Annotated in this window: 20 protein-coding genes; 15 read left to right on the forward strand and 5 right to left on the reverse strand. The window is 62.3% G+C overall.

The window, feature by feature from the left end; genetic code table 11:
- The first annotated feature begins 134 nt into the window (after positions 1–134).
- The 6 genes from amaB (at position 135) to murB (ending at position 5,678) form a co-directional block, all read left to right on the forward strand.
- Complete coding sequence (gene amaB / locus AC0GUR_RS05770; protein ID WP_472876519.1) at positions 135–1,670, forward strand: L-piperidine-6-carboxylate dehydrogenase; 1,536 nt, start codon at positions 135–137, stop codon at positions 1,668–1,670.
- Between the two features lie 66 nt (positions 1,671–1,736).
- The gene (locus AC0GUR_RS05775) at positions 1,737–2,048 is read left to right on the forward strand and encodes a DUF4190 domain-containing protein (RefSeq protein WP_472876520.1); all 312 of its coding nucleotides are present in this window, start codon (positions 1,737–1,739) and stop codon (positions 2,046–2,048) included.
- Positions 2,045–2,836 (forward strand): SDR family NAD(P)-dependent oxidoreductase, encoded by a 792-nt coding sequence (locus AC0GUR_RS05780; protein ID WP_472876521.1) that lies wholly within the window; start codon positions 2,045–2,047, stop codon positions 2,834–2,836. The genes AC0GUR_RS05775 and AC0GUR_RS05780 overlap by 4 nt, the downstream gene beginning before the upstream one ends.
- Before the next feature lie 4 nt (positions 2,837–2,840).
- Positions 2,841–3,608 (forward strand): class I SAM-dependent methyltransferase, encoded by a 768-nt coding sequence (locus AC0GUR_RS05785; RefSeq protein ID WP_472876522.1) that lies wholly within the window; start codon positions 2,841–2,843, stop codon positions 3,606–3,608.
- 2 nt (positions 3,609–3,610) lie between these two features.
- On the forward strand, positions 3,611–4,648 hold the full coding sequence (locus tag AC0GUR_RS05790) for a quinone-dependent dihydroorotate dehydrogenase (RefSeq protein ID WP_472876862.1): 1,038 nt from the start codon (positions 3,611–3,613) through the stop codon (positions 4,646–4,648).
- Positions 4,649–4,658: 10 nt separating this feature from the next.
- Entirely contained in the window at positions 4,659–5,678 is a 1,020-nt protein-coding gene (gene murB, locus AC0GUR_RS05795) for a UDP-N-acetylmuramate dehydrogenase (protein WP_472876863.1), read from the forward strand.
- 357 nt (positions 5,679–6,035) lie between these two features.
- Here murB and AC0GUR_RS05800 read toward each other — a convergent pair whose 3' ends face one another.
- On the reverse strand, positions 6,036–7,274 hold the full coding sequence (locus AC0GUR_RS05800; RefSeq protein ID WP_472876523.1) for an MFS transporter: 1,239 nt from the start codon (positions 7,272–7,274) through the stop codon (positions 6,036–6,038).
- A 126-nt stretch (positions 7,275–7,400) separates the two neighbouring features.
- On the opposite strand from AC0GUR_RS05800, the gene AC0GUR_RS05805 reads away from it, so the two are divergent.
- Both AC0GUR_RS05805 and ppk1 read left to right on the forward strand, forming a co-directional pair.
- Positions 7,401–8,183: an AraC family transcriptional regulator gene (locus tag AC0GUR_RS05805; RefSeq protein WP_472876524.1), complete on the forward strand. Its 783-nt coding sequence runs from the start codon at positions 7,401–7,403 to the stop codon at positions 8,181–8,183.
- Positions 8,184–8,435: 252 nt separating this feature from the next.
- Entirely contained in the window at positions 8,436–10,559 is a 2,124-nt protein-coding gene (gene ppk1 / locus AC0GUR_RS05810; RefSeq protein WP_472876864.1) for a polyphosphate kinase 1, read from the forward strand.
- Positions 10,560–11,190: 631 nt separating this feature from the next.
- On the opposite strand, the gene AC0GUR_RS05815 is transcribed toward ppk1, so the two are convergent.
- Positions 11,191–11,748 (reverse strand): NADPH-dependent FMN reductase, encoded by a 558-nt coding sequence (locus AC0GUR_RS05815; RefSeq protein ID WP_472876525.1) that lies wholly within the window; start codon positions 11,746–11,748, stop codon positions 11,191–11,193.
- A gap of 314 nt (positions 11,749–12,062) precedes the next feature.
- Between AC0GUR_RS05815 and AC0GUR_RS05820 the strand changes: the two genes are divergently transcribed.
- Both AC0GUR_RS05820 and AC0GUR_RS05825 read left to right on the forward strand, forming a co-directional pair.
- Positions 12,063–13,805 (forward strand): GGDEF domain-containing protein, encoded by a 1,743-nt coding sequence (locus AC0GUR_RS05820; RefSeq protein ID WP_472876526.1) that lies wholly within the window; start codon positions 12,063–12,065, stop codon positions 13,803–13,805.
- An 84-nt stretch (positions 13,806–13,889) separates the two neighbouring features.
- Positions 13,890–14,324: a VOC family protein gene (locus tag AC0GUR_RS05825; RefSeq protein WP_472876527.1), complete on the forward strand. Its 435-nt coding sequence runs from the start codon at positions 13,890–13,892 to the stop codon at positions 14,322–14,324.
- Between the two features lie 12 nt (positions 14,325–14,336).
- Here the strand turns inward: AC0GUR_RS05825 and AC0GUR_RS05830 are convergent, their stop codons facing one another.
- Positions 14,337–15,224: an AraC family transcriptional regulator gene (locus tag AC0GUR_RS05830; protein WP_472876528.1), complete on the reverse strand. Its 888-nt coding sequence runs from the start codon at positions 15,222–15,224 to the stop codon at positions 14,337–14,339.
- Positions 15,225–15,444: 220 nt separating this feature from the next.
- Between AC0GUR_RS05830 and AC0GUR_RS05835 the strand changes: the two genes are divergently transcribed.
- From AC0GUR_RS05835 to AC0GUR_RS05855, 5 genes are all read left to right on the forward strand, one after another.
- Positions 15,445–17,370 carry a CocE/NonD family hydrolase gene (locus tag AC0GUR_RS05835; RefSeq protein ID WP_472876529.1) on the forward strand — a complete coding sequence of 642 codons (1,926 nt, stop codon included), beginning with the start codon at positions 15,445–15,447 and terminating at the stop codon, positions 17,368–17,370.
- A 690-nt stretch (positions 17,371–18,060) separates the two neighbouring features.
- Complete coding sequence (locus AC0GUR_RS05840) at positions 18,061–18,654, forward strand: TetR/AcrR family transcriptional regulator (RefSeq protein WP_472876530.1); 594 nt, start codon at positions 18,061–18,063, stop codon at positions 18,652–18,654.
- Positions 18,644–19,615: an HlyD family secretion protein gene (locus AC0GUR_RS05845; RefSeq protein ID WP_472876531.1), complete on the forward strand. Its 972-nt coding sequence runs from the start codon at positions 18,644–18,646 to the stop codon at positions 19,613–19,615. Before AC0GUR_RS05840 ends, AC0GUR_RS05845 begins: the two co-directional genes overlap by 11 nt.
- Before the next feature lie 7 nt (positions 19,616–19,622).
- The gene (locus tag AC0GUR_RS05850; protein ID WP_472876865.1) at positions 19,623–20,552 is read left to right on the forward strand and encodes an ABC transporter ATP-binding protein; all 930 of its coding nucleotides are present in this window, start codon (positions 19,623–19,625) and stop codon (positions 20,550–20,552) included.
- A complete protein-coding gene (locus AC0GUR_RS05855) occupies positions 20,549–21,640 on the forward strand; it encodes an ABC transporter permease (protein WP_472876532.1) in 1,092 nt (363 codons plus the stop codon). Before AC0GUR_RS05850 ends, AC0GUR_RS05855 begins: the two co-directional genes overlap by 4 nt.
- Before the next feature lie 63 nt (positions 21,641–21,703).
- Here AC0GUR_RS05855 and AC0GUR_RS05860 read toward each other — a convergent pair whose 3' ends face one another.
- Positions 21,704–22,192, reverse strand: coding sequence for a DUF3761 domain-containing protein (locus AC0GUR_RS05860; RefSeq protein ID WP_472876533.1), 489 nt, complete (start codon positions 22,190–22,192; stop codon positions 21,704–21,706).
- 273 nt (positions 22,193–22,465) lie between these two features.
- Positions 22,466–22,945: an RcnB family protein gene (locus AC0GUR_RS05865; protein ID WP_472876534.1), complete on the reverse strand. Its 480-nt coding sequence runs from the start codon at positions 22,943–22,945 to the stop codon at positions 22,466–22,468.
- Positions 22,946–23,098: the final 153 nt, after the last annotated feature.

The following is a 23,098-nucleotide window of genomic DNA, read 5'->3' on the forward strand; positions in this document are numbered from 1 at the left end:
CCCGTCAGTGCGATCCACGCGGGCCATCGCCGCGGCTGGCAGGGCGGCCCGCACCAAAACAGGTGGTTACGGCCCCTGCTAGAATGACCGTTTTCATCCCGGCGCCATCCCCGCGCCACGGTCCGGAGTCAAGCATGTCCAACGCAATTCTCACCGCACTCGGTCTCGGCGCGACGCAGTCGGGTACGTATTTGGGTCATGGCGAGTGGTCCAAGACCACCGACGCCGGCACGCTGCAGCCGGTCAACCCGGCAACAGGCGAAGTGATCGCTTCGGTCCATGCTTCCAGTGCGGCGGACTATGAACTGATCGTCAAGCGCGCCCAGGAGGCGTTCAAGGTGTGGCGCACCACGCCGGCCCCGCGTCGCGGCGAAGCCGCTCGCCTGTGCGGCGAAGCGCTGCGCCAGCATAAGGACGCACTGGGTTCGCTGGTGGCCCTGGAAATGGGCAAGATCAAGCCGGAGGGTGACGGCGAAGTGCAGGAGATGATCGACATCGCCGACTTCGCCGTGGGCCAGAGCCGCATGCTCTACGGCTACACCATGCACTCGGAGCGCCCGGGTCACCGCATGTACGAGCAGTACCAGCCGCTGGGCCTGGTGGGCATCATCAGCGCGTTCAACTTCCCGGTGGCGGTGTGGGCGTGGAATGCGTTCCTCGCAGCCATCTGCGGTGACATCTGCATCTGGAAGCCGTCGCCCAAGACCCCGCTGTCGGCCATCGCGACCATGAAGATCTGCAACGACGCGCTGAAGGCCGCCGGCTTCCCGGATATCTTCTTCTTGTTCAATGACGCTGGCGTGGAGCTGTCGCAGCACTTCGTCGATGACCACCGCATTCCGCTGATCAGCTTCACCGGTTCCACCAAGGTGGGTCGCCATGTGGGCGAGCGCGTGTCCAAGCGCATGGGCCGCTCGCTGCTGGAGCTGGGTGGCAACAACGCCATCATTCTGGATGAGAGCGCAGACCTGAAGCTGGCCATTCCGGCCATCGTGTTCGGTGCCGTCGGCACCGCGGGCCAGCGCTGCACCACCACGCGTCGCCTGTTTGTGCATGAGGCGATCGTCAACGACGTCACCGACAAGCTGGTTGCCGCCTACAAGCAGGTGGAAGGCAAGATCGGCGACCCGACCCTCGCCACCACCCTGATGGGCCCGCTCAACAGCAAGGAAGCCGTGCAGGCTTACCTCGGCGCCGTGGAGAAGGCCAAGGCGACGGGCGGCAAGGTGCTGACCGGTGGCGCTGCGCTCACTGACCGCAAGGGCAACTTTGTGCTGCCGACCATCGTCACTGGCGTGAAGAACAGCGACGAAGTGGTGCAGACGGAAACCTTTGCGCCGATCCTTTATGTGATGCCGTTCAAGACGCTGGACGAAGCCATCGAGCTGCAGAACAGCGTGCCGCAGGGCCTCTCTTCCGCCATCTTCACGCAGAACCTGAAGTCGGCCGAGCAGTATCTGTCGGCAGGTGGCTCCGACTGCGGTATCGCCAACGTCAACATCGGCACTTCCGGTGCGGAAATCGGTGGCGCGTTTGGCGGCGAAAAGGAAACCGGCGGTGGTCGCGAGTCGGGTTCGGATGCGTGGAAGGTCTACATGCGTCGACAGACCAACACCATTAACTACTCGAACTCGCTGCCGCTGGCGCAGGGCATCAAGTTCGACCTGTAAGACCTGAAGGGCGACGCCACCTGGCGTCGCCCTTGCCAAAGCCAACCCGCGCAGGAAGTGCATGAGATGAGCTATCAGCCCACCGCCTATCGCACGACCAACACGCTCGCTATCGTGAGCCTGGCCTGCGGTATCGCTTCATGGGTTGTCCTTCCCATGGTGGCGGCGATTGCAGCCATCGTTTGCGGTCACATGGCGCGCGGAGAAATCCGCCGCGCACAGCCCGGCACCATGGAAGGCGATGCCATGGCGGTCATCGGGCTCGTTCTGGGCTATGTCCAGCTCGCGCTTTTCGCGCTCCTTCTCTTGTTTATCGTTGCCGCGCTACTGCTGGGTTTCGGCATGTTCTCGCACCTTCTACCCTGGCACTGGTCATGAGCAGCCTGCGACCAGCGTCGGACACACCGCACGCGCCCTTTGACTTCCACGGCTATCGCGTGGTCGTGGCGGGTGGGAGCAAGGGCATCGGTCGCAGCATCGCTTTGGCCTTCGCTGAAGCTGGGGCCGCCGTTTCCGTTTGCGCACGCGGCGAAGCAGCGCTGAATGAAGTGCGCCATGCCGTCGCCGCCTTCGGTGTTACCGCGCACACACGCAGCTGCGATCTGGCCGACGCAGCGGCCATCGACAGCTATATCAAGGAAGCGGCCGAAGTCCTCGGTGGCATCGATGTACTGGTGAACAACGCGAGCGGCTACGGCTTCACCAACGACGACGCCAGCTGGCTGGCCGGGTTCAACGTCGATGTGATGGCTGCCGTACGCGCCTCACACGCCGCCCTGCCCCATCTCAAGACCTCGCCACACGCGTGCATCCTGCATACGACCTCTATCGCGGCGTTCCACGCCAGCGTGCGCAGCGCCCCGTATGCGGCGGTCAAGGCGGCACTGAGTCAGTACACCACCTCGCAGGCGCTGGCGCTGGCCAAACATCGCATTCGCGTCAACGCCATTGCGCCTGGCTCCATCGAATTTCCCCAAGGCTTGTGGGATCGCCGCAAGGCCGAGGCGCCTGAGCTCTACCAGCAGACGCTGGCCAAGATCCCGTTCGGCCGTTACGGCAAGCCGGAAGAAATCGCCAACGTCGCGCTGTTCCTCGCTTCACCCTATGCCAGCTGGATCACCGGCCAGACGCTATGCGTGGACGGCGGTCAGCTGCTGAACGGGTGACACCATGACCGACCTCAAGCCTACCGAGCGCTTCAGTGATCGCGTTGCCGAGTACGTGCGCTACCGCCCTGATTATCCTGCCGCGATGCTGGAGTGGTTGCGCCGCGAGCACGGCGTGGATCCGCACTGGCTGGTGGCCGATATTGGCGCGGGCACAGGTATCTCGAGCAAGCTTTTTCTCGATGGCGGCCACCGTGTGATCGCGGTGGAACCCAACGGGCCCATGCGCGTGGCCGCCGAGCAGTGGCTCGGCGACAACGAGCGTTTTTGCATCGTCGATGGTCGTGCCACTGAGACGGGGCTGGAAAGCGGAAGCGTGGATCTGGTGGCCGTTGCGCAGGCATTCCATTGGTTTGATCAAGCCGCTGCCCGCCACGAGTTCCAACGCATTCTTCGATCCGATGGCCTCACGGCCGTGATCTGGAACTCGCGTCGACTGGTAGGCACGCCGTTCCTTGAGGGCTACGAGGCGCTACTGAAAACCTATGGCACCGACTACACCAGCGTCGCCGAGCGCTACGGCGACGAGCCGCGCATGCGCGCCTGGTTCGGTGCAGGTTATCGGGGCATGGGGCGTTTCGATCATGGCCAGCTGCTCGATTACGATGGCCTGAGCGGACGGCTGCTGTCCTCTTCTTACGCGCCACGCGCAGGCCACCCCCAACACGAACCGATGATGCACGCGCTGCGTGAGCTGTTTGACAGCTGCGCAGTCGATGGGCGCATCAGTTTCGATTACGACACTGTCATCTACGTAGGCACGCTGCCTTGAGCATGTACGATCTGATTCGCCCGCTGCTGTTCGCGCTCGACGCCGAAACAGCCCATGGCCTCACCCTTTACGGGCTGGATGTTGCCCAGCGCAGCAACTTCTCCCATCTCGTCGCCAAGCCGCCAGCCGAGTTGCCGACCACCGCGTTCGGCATTCGCTTTCCGAATCCGGTCGGATTGGCGGCCGGCCTGGACAAGAACGCCGACCATCTCGATGGACTGGGCGCTTTAGGTTTTGGCTTTATCGAAGTCGGCACGACCACGCCGCGTCCGCAGCCGGGCAACGACAAGCCGCGCATGTTCCGCCTGCCGCGCCACGAGGCGGTCATCAATCGCCTGGGCTTCAACAATGCGGGCGTCGACGCACTGGTGCGCAACGTGCAGCAGTCCAGCTATCGCGGCGTGCTCGGCATCAACATCGGTAAGAACAAAGACACGCCCAACGAAAAGGCCGTGGACGACTACTTGTTCTGTCTGGAGCGCGTATACGCCCTCGCCAGCTACATCACGGTGAATATCTCCTCGCCCAATACCCAGGGCCTGCGTGACCTGCAGGAAGAGGCCACCCTGCGCCGCTTCATCGAGACTCTGCGCGAAGCGCAGGAGCGCCTCGGCTCACAAAGCGGCGCACGCAAGCCGATGCTGCTGAAGATCGCGCCAGACCTCAGCGAAACCGAACTCGATGCCATCGCAGAAGTGCTGCTGGCTGCCAAGGTCGATGGCGTGATCTGCACCAACACCACGATCGACCACTCTGCCGTGGCCAGTGACCCGCATGGCAACGAAACAGGCGGGCTATCCGGTAAGCCACTGTTCGCCCGCTCCACCGCCGTCCTGCGCGGCATGCGCAAACGTGTGGGCAACCAGCTCGACATCATTGGCGTCGGCGGCATTCTTGATGGCAGCGATGCCGCCGAGAAAATGGATGCCGGTGCCTCGCTGGTGCAGATCTACTCGGGCATGATTTACCGCGGCCCGGCGCTGATCGCCGAATGCGTGGGCGAGATCCGTCGCCAGCGGGAAGAAAACCATGGCGGTTGAACGCATTGATATGGGCGGCTATACGCTGATCGAAAACGCCCCTTTGGGGACGCGCAATACGCTCCGTGTCGATGCACGCGCCAAGCTGCTGGCCGAGGTACACGATGCATCGAAACTGCCAGAGTTGCTGGACTTTCCCGCCGTTCGCAACAGCAAGTTGCTGGTACTGGGAGAAGGCAGCAACCTGCTGCTCACCGGCGATATCGATGGCACCGTATTAGCCATGGCCACGCGCGGCGTACAGGTGGAACAGGACGGCGAAGTAGCACGCATTGCCGTTGCCGCCGGCGAGCGCTGGGACGATTTCGTGCGCTGGACGCTCGGCCAGGGTTTCGCCGGTCTGGAGAACCTCATACTTATCCCGGGTACGGTGGGCGCCGCGCCGATCCAGAACATCGGCGCGTACGGTACCGAAGTGGCTGAGTTCGTCGAAAGCGTGGAAGCGTGGGATACGCAGGAACGCCGCGTTGCCACCCTTGATCGCGCAGCATGTGCATTCGCTTATCGCGACTCGATCTTCAAGCATCAGCCTGGGCGCTACATTGTGACGGCGGTTCGATTCAGCCTGCCTCGCACGCGCGAACTGCGGATGGACTACGCAGGTATTCGCGAAGAACTGGATCGCATGGGCATCGCCAAGCCAGCGCCGTTCCATGTCGCCGAAGCGGTGGTGCATTTGCGCACTCGAAAGCTGCCCGATCCGGCAGTGATCGGTAACGCAGGCAGCTTCTTCAAGAATCCCATCGTCGATGCTTCCGTCGGCGAGGCGCTCAAGCGTGAGCACCCGGAGCTGGTCTCGTGGGTAGTCAGCGACGGCCGCTGGAAATTGTCTGCTGCGTGGTTGATTGAGAGCAGTGGCTTCAAGGGACTGCGTGAAGGCGATGCGGGCATTTCCAACCGGCATGCGTTGGTGTTGGTGAATCATGGTCGCGCGACGGGTGCGGAACTGTGGGCGTTCGCGCAGCGAGTGATTGAGGGTGTGCGGGCGAAGTTTGGGGTGCGGCTGGCGCCTGAGCCGGTGGTTATCTAAATGCTTGCTTGCAGCGCGAGGTGGCGCGATGAAGTTGCTCGAGCCACCGATGATGCTCGCCTGGATTGACACCGCCCACCACGGAGAAAACCTCCTGCTTGGTACATGCCGGACGAATAGCCCGACAAGTCCGTGAGGTGTTCCTCAGATCAAGAGCATTCCGCCCGCGCAGCTGAGCGATAGGGCGCTTTGGCTTTTCTGTAGGAGCGCACTCGTGCGCGACCGCAGGGTTGGTTACTTGCGCAGCAGCAGAGCTCGCAAAAACGACCACCGAGGTAACCACGAAGCGCCGCGGTCGCGCACAAGTGCGCTCCTACATGGCAGCGTTGGCTGACCACCCCCTGGGGCAGGTACGAGTTAACCTCCCCCCACCATTGCCTTCCTCTCAATATCCGGCAAGAACACGGTGATCAGACCCATCAAGGGCAGGTACGCACACAACCCGTACACGTATTCAATGCCCCGAGCATCGGCGACATGCCCCAGCACCGCAGCACCAATGCCAGCCATGCCGAAGGCAAAACCAAAGAACAGGCCCGAGATCATTCCCACACGCCCAGGAATCAGTTCCTGCGCATAAACCAGAATGGCCGAGAACGCCGAAGACAGAATGAGGCCGATCACCACCGTCAGCACACCCGTCCAGAAAAGATCGGCGTGCGGCAGCAACAGGGTGAACGGTGCCACGCCAAGAATCGAAACCCAGATCACCCACTTGCGGCCAATGCGGTCACCCACCGGACCACCAATCAGCGAACCGGCCGCCACCGCAAACATGAAGACAAATAGATGCATCTGTGCGTTGGGCACCGATACGCCAAACTTGTTAATCAGGTAGAACGTGTAATAGCTGCTGATGCTCGCCAGGTAGAAGTACTTGGAGAAGATCAGCAGACCAAGAATCAGCAGCGACCAACCCACCTGCGCCTTGGTCAGCGGCACCAACAGCGCATGCCGCGGCTTGGCCTTGCCGCGTACCACGTGGTGATGGCGATACCAGCGGCTCACCTGCAGCAGTACCACCATGCCAAGCAAAGCAGCGAGTGAGAACCAGGCCACGCTGCCGCGACCGTGCGGCACGATGATCCACGCCGCCAGCAACGGCCCTAATGAAGCACCCGCATTACCACCCACCTGAAACAGCGATTGGGCCAGACCATGGCGGCCACCGGACGCCATGCGCGCCACGCGTGACGACTCGGGGTGGAACACTGACGAGCCCGCACCCACCAGCGCGGCGGCTACCAGCAACACACCAAAAGTGGGCGCGGTGGCGAGCAGCAGCAGGCCGCACAGACTGAAACCCATACCGACGGGCAATGAGTACGGCATGGGCTTCTTGTCGGTAATCAGCCCTACGGCGGGCTGCAGTAGCGATGCAGTGATCTGATACGTAAGCGTGATCAGGCCGATCTGCGAAAAGCTGAGGTCGAAGCCGGCCTTGAGGACGGGATAGATCGCAACGATCAGCGACTGGATCATGTCGTTGAGCAGGTGCGCGAAGCTGATGGCACCCAGCACGCGGAACTCAGTGCCTTGCTCGGATTGGCTGGTGGATGCCGCAGGCAGCGGCAGATCGGTGACGCGCGTTTGCATGGGGACTCGTTGTGGTGGCTGCGACACGACGCCGCACCTTGCGACGCCGGGGTGGTCACCTTAGAGTGGGCGAGACCGGCCCGCACACGCCAACGGGTCAACTTCTATTGAAATTGGGCCAAACCCATGCGTAATGCCCGCGCCGATGCCTACGAAGACACGCCCCGCGATGTCATCGCCACAGGCAACGAATACCCGCCGCACTATGTACTGCCCGCCCATTCGCATCGGCGCGGCCAGCTGCTTTATGCCTCCACCGGCGTGGTGACCACCTTTACCAGCGAGGGCAGCTGGGTGGTGCCGCCGCGCAGGGCGCTGTGGATACCGCCCGGGGTTACCCATGAAGTGCATATGGGCGGCCAGGTCTCCACCAACAGCGCCTACGTCACGCCCGATGCCGCCAGCGCCGCCGGCCTGCCCTCTCATTGCCAGGTCATTGCGGTGTCGCCGCTGCTCCACGAACTGCTGGTGGAAGCAGTGGACCTTCCGGCGGAATACGACCTCGACGGTCGCGATGGCCGCGTCATGGCCTTGCTGGTCGATGAAATCCGCCGCATGCCGACGCTGCCACTGAGCGCGCCACTGCCGCACGAGAAACGTCTGGCAGCGCTATGCCGGGAGCTGCTGGTTGAGCCCTCGCAAGAGGTGAAGATTGACGATATGGCTCGGCGTGCTGGCATGAGCCGACGCCATTTCACGCGCACCTTCCGCGAAGAAACCGGCATGAGCTTCACCGCGTGGCGACAGCAGGCCTGCCTGCTATCCGCCTTGACGCGACTGGGTCACGGCGAGTCGATCACACAGGTGGCGGTAGACCTCGGCTACGGGAACCCCAGTGCCTTCACTGCAGCGTTCCGCCGTGTTCTCGGCGCGGCGCCGAGCCGCTATCTGGCTGGCCCTGCGCTGTAAATGCCACGTCACGGTATCGTGACAGTGCCGCATGCACTGTCATATTCACGTCAGGCGGGATGTGCAATATGTCAGTGATCTGACAGCGCGAAGCTCGCGCTGTCATGCCATGGCCCGGTCTAGATCGGCGCCGTACTATGCTCCTTTGCGGATCAGCGCGGTCACATCGCGCTCCGCCTATCGAACGGTGAACCGATGAGTACCGATGTCGTTCGTCCCACCGCCGCCCGCGACACCGAAGTCTCCCCGATCATGCGCGATGTCCCGGCCGAAGCGCCGGCGCCCGCCGCTGCGCCGGACCTGAGCGACGCCGCGCTCTATATCAATCGCGAGCTATCGCAACTGCAATTCAACATCCGTGTGCTCGACCAGGCACTGGACGAGAGCAAGCCGATTCTCGAGCGACTCAAGTTCTTGCTGATCTTCTCCAGCAACATGGACGAGTTCTTCGAGATCCGCGTGGCAGGGCTCAAGAGCCAGATTGCCTTCGACCATGAGATCGTCGGCCTTGATGGCGTAGCCCCGCGCAAGGCGCTGGCCGAGATCAGCGAGATCACGCACAAGCAGATCGAGCGCCAGTACGCGATTCTCAACGACAGTATCCTGCCTGAGCTGGCACGGCACGGCATTCGCATCGTTCGACGCAACGAGTGGTCGCATAAGCAGAAGCTCTGGGTGCGCCGCTACTTCCGACAGGAGGTGGCGCCCCTGGTGACGCCGATTGGCCTGGATCCCACCCACCCGTTTCCCCTGCTGGTCAACAAGAGCCTCAATTTCATCGTGCAGCTGGAAGGCACCGACGCGTTCGGGCGCGACTCCGGCCTGGCCGTGGTGCCGGCACCGCGCGTTCTGCCACGCCTGATCCGAATGCCTGAAGATGTCAGCGAAGGCGGCGAGAACTTCGTGCTGCTGTCGTCGATCATCCACGCGCACACCGAAGAACTGTTCCCCGGCATGTCAGTGCGCGGCTGCTACCAATTCCGCCTGACCCGCAACGCCGACCTCACCATCGACCCGGAAGACGTCGAAGACCTTGCCCGCGCACTGCGCGGTGAGCTGTACTCGCGCCGTTTCGGTGACGCCGTGCGACTCGAAGTGGCCGATAACTGCCCGCCAGAGCTCACCGACTATCTCCTGCGCCAGTTTGGCCTGACCGCAGCCGAAATGTACGAAGTGAACGGCCCGGTGAACCTCGCGCGACTGTTTGGCCTGATCACCAAGACGCAGCGACCGGATCTGCAATACCCCTCGTTCACACCGTCGATCCCCAAGGCACTCAAGAAAGCCGAGGATCTGTTCCAGGTGATCGGTCGCCAGGACGTCTTGCTGCTGCACCCCTACGAATCGTTTGCACCCGTGGTAGACCTGCTGCATCAGGCCGCGAAAGACGCCAACGTGTTGGCGATCAAGCAGACGCTGTACCGCAGCGGCGCCAACTCCGAAATCGTGGACGCACTGGTGGACGCGGCGCGCGCAGGCAAGGAAGTCACCGTGGTGATCGAGTTGCGCGCACGCTTCGACGAGGAATCGAATCTGACGCTGGCCTCGCGTCTGCAGCAAGCCGGCGCCATGGTCATCTACGGCGTGGTGGGCGTGAAGACGCACGCTAAGTTGATGCTTATCCAGCGCCGCGAGGGTGACGAGCTGGTGCGTTATGCGCATCTTGGCACCGGGAACTATCACACCGGCAATGCCCGTCTCTATACCGACTACAGCCTGCTCACCTCTGATCAGGCGCTGTGCGAGGACGTGCACAAGCTATTTAGCCAGCTCACCGGCATGGGCAAGCTGCTGCAGATGAAAAAGTTGCTGCATGCGCCCTTTACGCTCAAAAAGACCTTGCTGGAAATGATCGCGCGCGAAACGGCACATGCGGCGGCAGGCAGGCCGGCGCAGATCATCATCAAGGTCAACGCGATCACTGACGCCAAGATGATTCGCTCGCTCTATAAGGCGAGTATGGCTGGTGTCAAGGTCGATCTGATCGTGCGCGGCATGTGTTGCCTGCGCCCTGGTGTGCCCGGCGTTTCCCACAACATTCGCGTGCGCTCCATTGTGGGGCGCTTTCTGGAACACAGCCGTGTGTACTGGTTCCAAAACAATGGCGATGAAAAGTTCTACTTGGCCAGCGCGGACCTGATGGAGCGCAATCTGGATCGTCGTGTGGAAACGGGTTTTCCGGTTGAGGGCAAGAAGCTGCAAAGCCGTTTGAAGAAGGAGCTGGAGTTGTATCTGGCTGATAATTCCAGCGCGTGGTTGCTACGCGCTGATGGACACTATGTGCGCACGCAGCCTTCTGCTACCCAGAGTGTGCGCAATGTGCAGGGGCAGATGTTGGAGAAGTTGTGTGGGTCGGGGGCTGGGGTGGAGGCGTGAGCGCACGCTGCGCTTATCTTTGCTGAGTCGCGAGTACTCGGCACTTATCCCTCTCCGTTTCTTTGTCGTAACACCACACTTCTCCCTCTCCCCGTCGGGGAGAGGGCTGGGGTGAGGGGCGGGTGCTCGCGAGGACGTGTGTTCCCCCCCACCGTCATCCCCGCGAAGGCGGGAAGCGCTTTACGACAGCGAAGCTGGTCATCCAGCGACTTTGCTATTGGATCTGGTTGAGCGCCGCCGCTAGCGTGCCGCCTACGCGGCGGGCGTTTCGATCGCCTGCCGGCGCTCGAGTCACTTTTCTTTTGCTGGCCCAAAAGTCCCACGGGGATTAGCATCGCGTCAACAGTAACCCAAAGAAAACGGCCTTAAAAGCGTGGTTGTCGTAGCACCGTGTTGAATAAAAACTTGGCGCTGACAAAGTCCGGATCGTCACGATCGCACGACACGCGTTACGGCTACACCGCAACGCGCCATCGCGAAGAGGACTTAAAGCAGCGCGGCTTCGCTCTTAGCTTCTAGCCTTTAGCTTCTAGCTCTTAGCCCCCTCTCCCCTTGCGGGAGAGGGCTGGGGAGAGGGGGCGGGTGCTCGCCAAAACGCTGATTCACCCGCCTTCGATTAACCCCAAACCGCCTACTTCTTCAAATGCAACTTCACCCACGCCACATATCGATCCATGAATCCCTGAAGAAATTTCTTCGTACTCTCATGACCGATATTCCCCTCGGCATCAAACGTCCCTTCCCTATGCTGGATAAAGACCTCCGGCTGCCCCAGCGTCGGCACATCCAGATAAGCCAGCACATTGCGCAGATGCTGCTGCGCCAGAGCCGTACCCGTAGCGCCCACGGAAATACCAATGACGGCAGCGGGCTTCCCGGCGAACGAGTTGGTGCCCCATGGGCGTGATGCGATGTCGATGGCGTTCTTCAACACGCCGGGCATCGAGCGGTTGTATTCCGGCGTAACGAAGAGAAGTGCATCGGCCGCAGTCACTTCCTGCTTGAGGCGTTTGCCTTCGGCGGGATAGTCGCCGTCGAAGTCCTGGTCGTACAGCGGCAGGTTGTCGATGCGAAGGTGTTCGAAGCTGAACTCGGCAGGCGCCAGTCGCTCTACGGCGTACGCCAGCTGACGATTGAAGGAGTCTTTACGCAGGCTGCCAACCAGTACAGCTACACGGATCTTGCTCATGCCTTTGTTCTCCAGGGGTCGGGGATGCGGGGGATATGCCGAGAGTTCCAGAGCATGGCAGCGGCAGCGGTTAAAGCCTTGTGAGGACTCCTCGACGCAGCCTGCACGCGCTTGTGGCATGCTGTTGACCAGCCATCCATACGGCTTGGACGCCAAATCGTTCCCGCGCATGGCAAGCACTTTGCCGCACGCAAGAACGTGCCCCTCCCCGCGCCACCGGTATCGCGGGGCTTTTTCCACAAGGACGACCGGAACAGCCTGGAAGAGATGCACTGCCTCCGGCATGGAGGCGTGTCGTAACAGGGGACCAGCGCATGAGCGGGCGTGTCGTTTCGACGACGGCGTGGGGCTTTAGGCGGTGGATGCTGGGCATCCTCGCTATGGCGTTGTTCGCCCCTGCGGCATATGCCAGCACGCCGGTGACCGGTGCCATGCGCGAGGTGCAGCCCGGTGACACGCCCCAGTTTGTGCTGGATGCCTATCGTCGTGGCGAACTCGCCGCGTTCAATCCAAGTCTGTTGCAGCGTTTTTCCACGCAGGGCGCGGGCACGTGGGTGGTGCTGCAGCCCCAGCCTCCGCTGGTGAGTGAAGAGCGTGTGCTGGTGATCTATCCGCCGCCGCTGACTCCGGTAACCCTGTTTAGTGCAGACGGCACCTCTCTCACGCTCTCGCTGGATGATCTGAGCGCAAATGCTCACGGACACGGCCGCCTGGCGTATCGCATCTCCGCCGACACGCCGGCTTCCACACCCTTGCTGTTGCGCTTCGAGCCCGTCGCTGAGCGCGCCTCACCGGTAAGTTTTCAGTTGCAGACATGGCATGAGTACCTGCGGGACGATGCGCAATGGCTTGCCTTTGCCAGCGCTTGTTTCGCGACGATGGTCGCCATGGCGCTGATGGCGCTGTGGCTGGCGATGATGCTGCGCGACAGTGCCTTTTCCTGGTATGCAGGCTACGTACTCTGCTATGCACTGATACTAGGCATCCAGACCGGCTATGTGTTCCATCCGCTGGAGCTGCGTTGGCTGGTGGGATCCGCCACGTTGCTCAGTGCATCGGCCATGGCGATGTCGTTGGCGTTCGCTGCCATGTTCATGGCCCGCTTCTGCGAGCTGCCCCGTTACGCGCCGTTGTTGCATACGCCCACCATTGCACTGGCGGTCGGCATGCCACTGGTGGTGCTGTTGCGCAATTGCCAGGTACCCATGCTGCAAGAGACGGCGCAGGTGCTGATTGGTCCGCTGTTGATGATCGGTACGCTGCTGTTGTTGGCGGCTGCCGTGGTTGCAGTGGTACGCGGCTCTCGGCCCGCTGGCTTCTTCCTGGCGGGCTGGACACCATTGCTTGCGCTTACCGCGCTCTCCAGCAGCCAGATGAATGGCATGCTCACCGATGTCATCTGGCTCGGCAGCGCCAGCCTTGCGGCCGGTGCGTTCGAGGCCGTCGTGCTGTCACTGGGTTTGGCCGATCGCGCGCTGATCATGCGTCGTGATCGGGAATTCGTGCAGGGGCTGGCCGACCACGATGCACTCACCAGTGTGCTCAATCGGCGTGCCTGGGCCGAAGGCATCGGCAAGCTGCTTGCCAGCGGTGGAACCCAACCGATGGCGCTGCTGTTCCTCGACCTGGATCATTTCAAGATACTCAATGACCGTCAGGGCCACGCTGCCGGCGACCGGGCATTGGTCGCCGTAGCCAGCGCACTTCGCAACGAGTTGCGCCCCCATGACCTGCTCGGTCGCTACGGTGGCGAGGAATTCGTCGCCATGCTCTATGGCGTAGAGCAGACGCAGGCCATGCAGGTGGCTACGCGCTTGTGCCGTCGCGTGTACCGGCTGGATATTCCGGTAAACAACGAAGGGCTGGTGCTGACCGTCAGCATCGGCATCGCCATGCGATTGCCCGACGACACCGTGGATACGCTGGTGGAGCGCTCGGACCTTGCGATGTACCGCGCCAAGCTGGCCGGACGCAACCGCGCCCGCCTCGACGAAAAGCTGGAAACGCCCGTGCGACGCGCCTGGCCTCGTGCAGTGGAAGACGATCAGGGCGGTTGATGTCCGCCACACTCAGAAAATCGACAAGACGGCCATATCCATTGGGCTAGGCTGTGGCCTGTCAACGCCCCCGGAGCTAAGGTCATGTCCCACCCCACGCCACACGGCAGCACCATCATTCCCTGCCTGCGCTATCGCGATGCCCACGCAGCCATCACATGGCTGTGCAAGGCCTTCGGCTTCAGCAAGCATGCGGTCTACGACGATGACCAGGGCGGCGTGGCGCACGCGCAGCTGGTATATGGCAACGGCATGCTGATGCTCGGTTCAGTGCGAGACAACGAGTTTGGCAAGCGCATGCTGCAGCCCGACCAGGTGGGTGGCAGCGAAACGCAATGCCCCTGTGTGATCGTGAAGGACTGCAAGGCGCACTACCAACAGGCCAAGGCGGCCGGTGCCGTCATCGTGGATGAGTACGCCGAGAAGGACTACGGCGGCGCCGGCTACAGTTGCCGGGACCCGGAAGGCCATCTGTGGTCATTCGGCAGTTATGATCCGTGGGCCGAGCACGGTAGCTGAAGTCCGGTTCGCTCAACCGAGCGCCACCGGAAGATAAATATCGGTGCGCAACACGGGTTCCGGTGTTTCCTCCGGATCATCCAGGAAATGCCGGAACGGCAGCTCGTCACGCAACACATAGCCGCTACCCGGCAACCAGCCTGCGATCAGCCGATCGGTGGCCTCGTAAAGATCGTCATAAGATCCAACGTAGCGCCACCGCACCCAGCTACCTCCGCCTAACGTCAGCGACAGCAAGTCACCATCGGCACTCACGTCATCGCCCGAAAACGCCAGCCCGCAATCGAACGTGCATCGCTCCGGTGGTGTCTCGCGTGGATCGTCCAACGGCACGCCGTATATACCTGCAAGACGTTCGAGTAGCTCCCGCTCGGCCGCCCATTCGAACAAGCCGGTATAGACCTGATCCAGATCCCGTGGATCGCCAACGTGGCGTCTGGCCACCACGCGGAAGGGCTCAACCGACACCACTTCCACCTGCAATGCGGCCGGTTCGGCGTCACGCATCGCCCGCGGCTGACGCAACCGTTGAATTTCTTCCTTCAGGCGGTCGCGTTGCTGCCGCATGTCGCTGGGTGTCGTGTCGAACGCCTGGCGGAATGCCCGGGCAAACGCCTGTGGCGTTTCGTAACCCACTGCCAATGCGGCTTCGGTCACCCGGCTTTCCGGTACCGCCAGCAGGTGCAGTGCGCGCAACAGGCGAAGACGCGCCACGGTCTGCCCGAGCGTTTCGCCGGCCAGGGCACGATAGATGCGATGAAAATGGAACGGTGACAGATGCGCGGCTGCGGCCAGCTGAGCAAGCTCCGGCAACTCCCCACCCTGCTCCACCGCTGCCTGCAGCAAGGCAACGACGCGGTCGATGCGTTGCATATAGTCCTGACGCGTAAGCGCTTTCATGGCGTGGCCTCGTGAGGGTGTCGCCAGTGTCGGGGCGCCAGGCCGCTGCTGCGTCTCCATTCTTGCGCATTCCAGCGGCCACCGTGCACGGCGCGTATAGGCAAGAAGTCATGGTGGGAGCCCGGTGGCTGCTCGCTTAAAGTCGGTGACGTTAGCCATTCACCATTTCGTCGACGCCATCTGGACGGCCATCGCACCCACCGTTCTGCCTGGAGGATTCATGCGCATCCGCCGTACCCTGCTCGCCGCCGCCACGATCACTGCATTTGCTGCCTCGCTCGCGCAAGCGCAAACCGCGCCACTGACGCCCGACATCCCGCAGGCCTCGTTTGCGCCATCAACGGCTGCTTACGACTACGTGAAGCGCGAAGTGATGATCCCGATGCGCGATGGCGTGAAGCTGCATACGGTGATTGTGATTCCCAAAGGCGTGCACAACGCGCCGATCCTGCTGACCCGCACGCCGTACGATGCCAGCGGTCGCACGGAGCGCTTCGTCTCGCCCCACATGGATGCCACCCTGCCCCAGGGCGATGAGGTGTTCGTACGCAGCGGCTATATCCGCGTGTTCCAGGATGTGCGCGGCAAGTACGGCTCCGAGGGCGACTACGTAATGACCCGCCCGCTGCGTGGCCCGCTCAACAGCAGCGAGGTGGATCACTCCACCGATGCCTACGACACCATCGATTGGCTGGTGAAGAACCTGCCTGAATCAAATGGCCGTGTCGGCATGCTCGGCTCCTCCTACGAAGGCTTCACCGTGGTGATGGCGCTGATCCATCCCCATCCCGCACTGAAAGTCGCCGCGCCGGAGAGCCCCATGGTGGACGGCTGGATGGGTGACGACTGGTTCCACTACGGCGCCTATCGGCAGACCAACTTTGACTACATCTACGGCCAGACCGCGCAGAAGGGCAAAGGCAATGGCGTGCCGCGCCTCGGCTACGACGATTACGACAACTTCCTTCGCGCCGGTTCCGCTGGCGACTACGCGCGCGCCAGCGGCCTCGAACAACTCGCCTTCTGGCGCAAGCTGCACGAGCACCCGGCCTACGACGCGTTCTGGCAGAACCAGGCGCTGGACAAGATCATGGCTGGGCAGCCGTTGAGCGTACCCACCATGTGGCTGCAGGGCCTATGGGATCAGGAAGACATGTGGGGCGCGATCCACACCTACATGACGACCGAGTCGAAGGACAAAGGCAACGACAAGAACTTCCTGGTGATGGGGCCGTGGCGCCATAGCCAAGTGAACTACGATGGCACCTCGCTGGGCCCGTTGCAGTGGGATGGCGACACCTCCCTGCAATTCCGCCGCGACGTGCTCAAGCCGTTCTTCGATCAATACCTGGTCGCCGGCGCGCCCAAGGCCAACACGCCGCCGGTGCTGATTTACAACACCGGCGAGAATCGCTGGGACCGTTACAAATCGTGGCCGCTCAGTTGTGAGCAGGGCTGCGCTAGCAAGCCCAAGGCGTTGTACCTGGGTGCCAACGGAGCGCTTTCGTTTAACGCACCGAAAGCCGGTGATGCGAAGTACGACGAATACCTCTCCGATCCCGCCAAGCCGGTGCCTTACCAGCCTCGTCCCGTGCATTTTGCCGATCACGATGCCTGGACACGCTGGCTGGTGAATGACCAGCGCTTCGCGGATGGACGTCCGGATGTCCTTACCTATGTCACCGAACCGTTGACCCAGCCGGTTCACATCGGCGGTGCGCCACAGGTCAATCTATATGCATCCACCAGTGGCAGCGACAGTGACTGGGTGGTGAAGCTGATCGACGTGTATCCCGATGTAGTGCCATCCAACCCGAGCATGAGTGGCTATGAGTTGGCGGTGTCGATGGATATTTTCCGTGGGCGCTACCGCACCAGCTTTGAGCGTCCGCAGGCGCTGACGCCGGATCAGCCGCTGCTTTATGCGTTCGGGTTGCCGACCGCGAATCACGTCTTCCAGCCGGGCCATCGCATTATGGTGCAGGTGCAGTCGAGCCTGTTCCCGCTTTACGACCGCAATCCGCAGACGTTCGTGACGAATATTTTTGATGCGAAGGCCGGGGATTATCAGAAGGCGACGCAGAGGGTTTGGCATGCGCCGGGGACGGTGAGTTTTATTGGGTTGCCGGTGGTGTCGAATAAGTAGTGATGCGCTCCCTCTCCCCTCCGAGGCACGCGGGGAGCGGCCATGGACGGCCGCGGCTTTGAGGAGCGAGGAGAGGGTTGGGGTGTTGGGTGGGTGCTCGCGGGAGCGCGTGTTCCCCTCTCGGTCACCCCGGCGCAGGCCAGGGTCCAGTGACTTTGCTCTTGGTTCTTAATGTGGCGCTATCGCCAGCGTGCCGCCTACGCGGCGGGCGTTTCGACCGTCTGCCGACGCTCGAGTCACTTTTCTTTTGCTGGCCCAAAAGAAAAGTAACCCAAAGAAAACGGCCTCAAGAGCGCGGTAGTCGTAGCGTCGTGATTAATACAAGCCCTGCCGCTAACGAAGCCCGGATCGTCACGATCGTCCGACACACGGTACGGCTACACCGCAACGCGCCATTGCGGAGAGGACTTAAAGCATCACGACGTCGCGCTTAGCTCTTAGCTCCCTCTCCCCTCGCGGGAGAGGGCTGGGGAGAGGGGCAATCTAGCGACAAGCCGCCACCTAGTCCCAACCAACTAACACCTTCCCAAAGCCCAACCCGCCCTGCGACAAACCATTCGTCACCAACAACTTGCACTTAATTAAACGTCAGTATAATTTAGTGCCATGAGCCCCACTAAACCCCGCGCCCCACGTCATCGCAGCCCTTCCCGGCGAGCGCCGGGTCGACCCGGCAACGATAGTCCCGAGTTGCGCCCTCACCTCATCGACGCGGCTCTGGCCTGCTTTGTGCGCGACGGTATTGCGGGCACATCCCTGCGCGGCATCGCCGCCCATGCAGAAGTCACGCCGGCCTTGCTCAACTACTACTTCGGCACCAAGCAGGCGCTGCGCGACGCAGTATTCGAGGAGCGCCTGATGCCTGCCATCGCCACACTGCGCCAACACATCGCCGACACGGGCGATGATGTGCATGCCCTGGTGAACACGTTTGTACGTGGGTTGCTCGGGCTGGTCGATACTCATCCGTGGCTGCCCACCTTATGGGTGCGCGAGGTATTGAGTGAGGGGGGCGCGCTTCGAGAATTGCTGTTCAGTCGTATTGGCCCCACCTTGCCGCTGATGCTGGCGTCGCGTTTTGCCGAAGCGCAGAAGCGAGGCGAGCTCAATCCCAATCTCGACCCGCGCCTGCTGGTGGTATCGCTGATCGGGCTTACGCTGTTCCCGGCAGCCGGCGCGCCGATATGGCGCCAGCTGTTTCAGGCGGACCTGGGCACCGAAGCCCTGGCCAATCACGCATTGGCGTTACTGACGCAAGGCATGGAAGGGAAGCATGAACGCTAAGCGCCGCTCTTTGGTTTTCGCTGCTCTGGCCACGCTGACACTTGCCGGCTGCCATCGCGAGCCGTCTCACGTGCTGGGCACGCTGGAATTTGACCGTATCACCCTGCCCGCACCTGCCGCCGAGCACATCGTGCAGATCGATGTGCGCGAAGGTCAGTACGTACCCTCCGGCACCCGCATCATGCAGTTGGAGACCACGCGCACCCGTGCGGCGCTGGAAGCCGCCCAGGCGGATGCAAGACAGCAACAGCAGGCCTTACAGGAGCTGCTCAACGGCCCGCGCGAGGAACAGATTCGCACAGCGCGCGCGAACCTGGTGGGTGCGCAAGCGCAGGCACGCGATGCCAACGCTTTCTACCAGCGGCTGTCAGCACTCGCCATGAAGCAATTCGTTGCCGCAGCAGACCTCGATCGCGCCAAGGCGTCGGCGGGCAACGCCGACGCGGCCGTCGGCGCCAATCGAGCCATGCTCGATCAGCTACTGAATGGCTCTCGTGCCGAAGACATCGCCCAGGCACGTGCAGCCCTCGCGGCGGCGACCGCAACAGCTTCGTCACGCGCCGTGGATCTTGAGAAGCTGGACCTGACCACGCCTCGCGATGTGCGCGTGGACAGCCTGCCCTTCAAGCTCGGCGACCAGGCGCAACCCGGCACGCCGTTGGTGATACTGCTGGCCAGCGACGCGCCTTATGCGCGCGTCTACGTGCCTGCAGCGCTGCGACCCTCGGTGAAAGTCGGCGATGCTGCTGTGGTGACGCTGGAAGACGGCAGACACGTCTTCCACGGCAAGGTGCGCATGATTCGCAGCGAACCGACCTTTACGCCGTACTTCGCGTTGAGCGGCGACGATGCCACGCGCCTGAGCTATCTGGCCGAGATTGCGCTAGGGCCGGACGCCAAGGACATGCCTCAAGGCTTCCCGCTTTCCGCCGTCTTTCCTGGCTTGACCACCCATGACTGACGTCGCCATCCACGCACGCGGACTCACCAAGCGTTTCGGGACACTGGTTGCCGTGAATGCGGTGAACCTGGATGTGCCACGCGCCTGCGTGTACGGCTTTCTTGGCCCCAATGGCTCAGGCAAGTCGACCACTATTCGCATGCTGTGCGGCTTGCTGACGCCTACGGAAGGTGAGATCAACGTTTTGGGTTTGCGCATTCCACAGCAGGCGGAGGCGCTGAAGCGACGCATAGGCTACATGACGCAGAAGTTCTCGCTGTTCGACGACCTGTCGGTGCGGCAAAACCTGGAGTTTCTTGCCACGGTGCAGGGGTTGTCCCGTCATCAGGAGAAGGCGCGCGTTGCGGACCTGCTCAAGCGTTATCACCTCGATGATCGCGAGGACCAGCTGGCCGGCACGCTGAGTGGCGGCCAAAAGCAGCGCCTCGCGCTGGCCGGCGCCACCGTGCACGAACCCGAGCTATTGCTGCTCGATGAGCCCACCAGCGCAGTCGACCCGGAGTCGCGCCGTGACTTCTGGGAAAAGCTGTTCGAGCTTGCCGACGCCGGCACCACCATCCTCGTCTCTACTCACTACATGGACGAGGCTGAGCGTTGCCATCGGCTGGCGATTCTCGACTACGGCACCCTGGTCGCAGACGGTACGCCCAAGGATCTGACGTCGCAGCTGGAAGGGCGTACGTTCCTGATCCGCGCCGTCTCCCCGCGTCAGGCGCGTGATGCACTGGCCGATGCACCCGGTGTATTGAGCGTGGCACAGATCGGCAACGAGCTGCGCGTGTTGATGCGCGATAACCGCGCCACGGTCGACACGCTGCGCGAGCGGCTCGTATCCATGGGTGTGCAGGCCGACACGGAAGCCGTCACACCCAGCCTGGAAGACGTGTTTGTGGTGGCCACACACCAGCAGCAGAAGCGCGAGGAGCAAGCTGCGTGAACCTTCGCCGCCTGTGGGCCATCATGATCAAGGAGCTGCGCCAGCTGCGGCGCGATCGCGTGACGCTGGCCATGATCATGGGCATGCCCGTGCTGCAGCTGATTCTGTTCGGCTACGCAATCAATCTCAATCTGCGCTACTTGCCAGCCGCCGTGGCGGATCAGTCGCAGACCGCCGGCTCACGTGCCGCGGTGCAGGACCTGCTCGCCAGCGACGTCATCCAAGTGAATGCCACCGCGCAGACACCGCAGCAGCTTGTCGACCTGCTGCGCGAAGGCCGTATCAGCGTAGGCGTTGCCATACCGCCCGACTTCGAGCGCCGCAAGCTCGATGGGCGCGAGGCGATCCAGGTGATGGTGGATGGCAGCGACAATGTGGTGCAGTCCGCCGCCGGGCAATTGGCACAGTACCCGCTCAATCAGCCGGAAAGCTTTCATGTCGACACAGCGCCGCCGATCAGCGTGGTCAGTTTCTACAACCCGGAGCGGCGCTCTGCGGTGAACATCGTACCCGGCCTGATCGGCGTGATCCTCACCATGACCATGGTGCTGTTCACTGCGGTGGCCATCGTGCGCGAAACCGAGCGTGGCAATATGGAACTGCTCATCACCACGCCAGTGAGCCGCACCGAACTGATGATCGGCAAGGTGTTGCCCTATGCCGGCATCGGCTTGATTCAGACCACCCTCGTGTTGTTGCTAGGCGCATGGCTATTCCAGGTACCCATACGCGGCAGCCTTTTGGACGTCTATATGGCGGCCAGCTTGCTGGTGCTTGCCAACCTCTCGTTGGGCCTGCTGATTTCCACACGCGCCAAATCGCAGTTCCAGGCGATGCAGATGACGTTCTTTGTCTTTCTGCCGTCGATCCTGCTGTCAGGCTTCATGTTTCCATTTGCCGGCATGCCGGTGCCGGCGCAGTGGATCGCCGAGCTGCTTCCCCTCACCCACTTCAATCGCCTGATCCGCGGCATCATGCTGCGCGGCGCCGACTTCGGCGACCTGTGGCCCGACAGCCTGGCCTTGCTTGCCTTTATCGCCATCATGCTGACGTTGTCGATACGCATGTTCCACAAGCGGCTCGACTAAGCATGCATAAGAAAGGGCCGGCATAAGCCGGCCCTTTCAGCAAACACGAAATGCCTGCGACGCTTACTTGGTGCAGGCCTTGCCATGGTCAGCGTGAAAACCCTTCGCCTTGGCGTCGGCTTCGCTCATGTACGAGCCCGACTTGGTCTTTCCATACCACTCGTCGCCCGGGCAGTGATAGACCTTGCTGCTGTTATTCACCCACACCAGGCCCGGGCCACCACCCGGCGCGGCAGTGGCCGGCGGCTCCGAGCTCGACTTGCTGCTCTTGGCGGGCGCGGCAGCCTTGGACGTATTGCTGGCTGCGGGCGCAGCAGCCGCAGGTGCGGCCGGTGCGGCAGCGGCAGCTGCACCGCCCGTGGCGGCAGTGCCCCAGAACTCCTTCACGCCCTTATGCCCCGAGCACGCACCCTTCTTGGTGGCGTTATCCGTATACGTGCCGTCCTTGCATTGTCCTGTCGAGCCGGCAGGCGCAGACGCCTGCTGTGCGTAAACAGCCGGACCTGCCAGAAGACCCGCGAGCAAAACTGCGATCAAACCATACGATTTCATCTTCGATCCCTCCCGTGCGAACTCGACTGTCCATGGGAAACCCGCCCGGTATGGGACGTGCCTCCCTACCCGCGACATCGCCCGTGGATGGCTAAACCAGCCTCGACCGATACCGTTCAAGCGCGTTGGCGCCTGTTGCTTCACTATGCGCCAAGCACATGACTGCTTCATCACGCTGCCCCGACGAGCGTTTATGCACCGTGATGGTATGTCGCAATTTCATGCGACATATCCAGGTGGCCGCATCGCGACCTGCGCGATGCGGCAGCAACCTCAGGGGTTGATCACGATATTGGCGATGATGCCGGAGGCGACTGCCACCAGCAGAAACTGGCCGTTGTCGCTACGCACCCACTGGTAATCACGCGGCGGCGGCGGCAAGCGATAATCGCGCCACTCTTCCACCACGTAGCGGTGATCCCGATATTCCTCGGGGATGTAACCGCCGCGGCGGTACCAGCCTTCGTGCTCGCCGCGATCATGGACGATCACGTAGCCGCGATGATCGTAATCGCGACGGTCATGGTCGTGGTCGTAGTCGCGGCGGTCGTGGTCATGATCGCGGTCATGATCGCGGTCATGATCATGGCCACGGTCGTGATCACGGTCGTGATCACCGTCATGATCGCGATCGTGGTCATAGTGGTCGCGATCGTACTGGCCGCGGTCTTGGTCGTACTGAAGCGGCGCTGCCGTGGCAGCCGTCGACGCCACCAGGGCGCCGAGCGCCAGTGCGAACAGTGAACTCTTCATGCAGTCTCTCCATCGGAAACGCCTGGCGGCGCACCAAACCGGCGCGCCTCCCCCTAGGCGGCGCCATGATGAGATTCGCAACGATGCACGATGAGTGAATCCGTTCGCAAAATACGTCGATCAGCTACACGCAAATTCATACGTTGAGGCGCC

Source organism: Dyella sp. PARNA 12/25 (assembly GCF_055702865.1).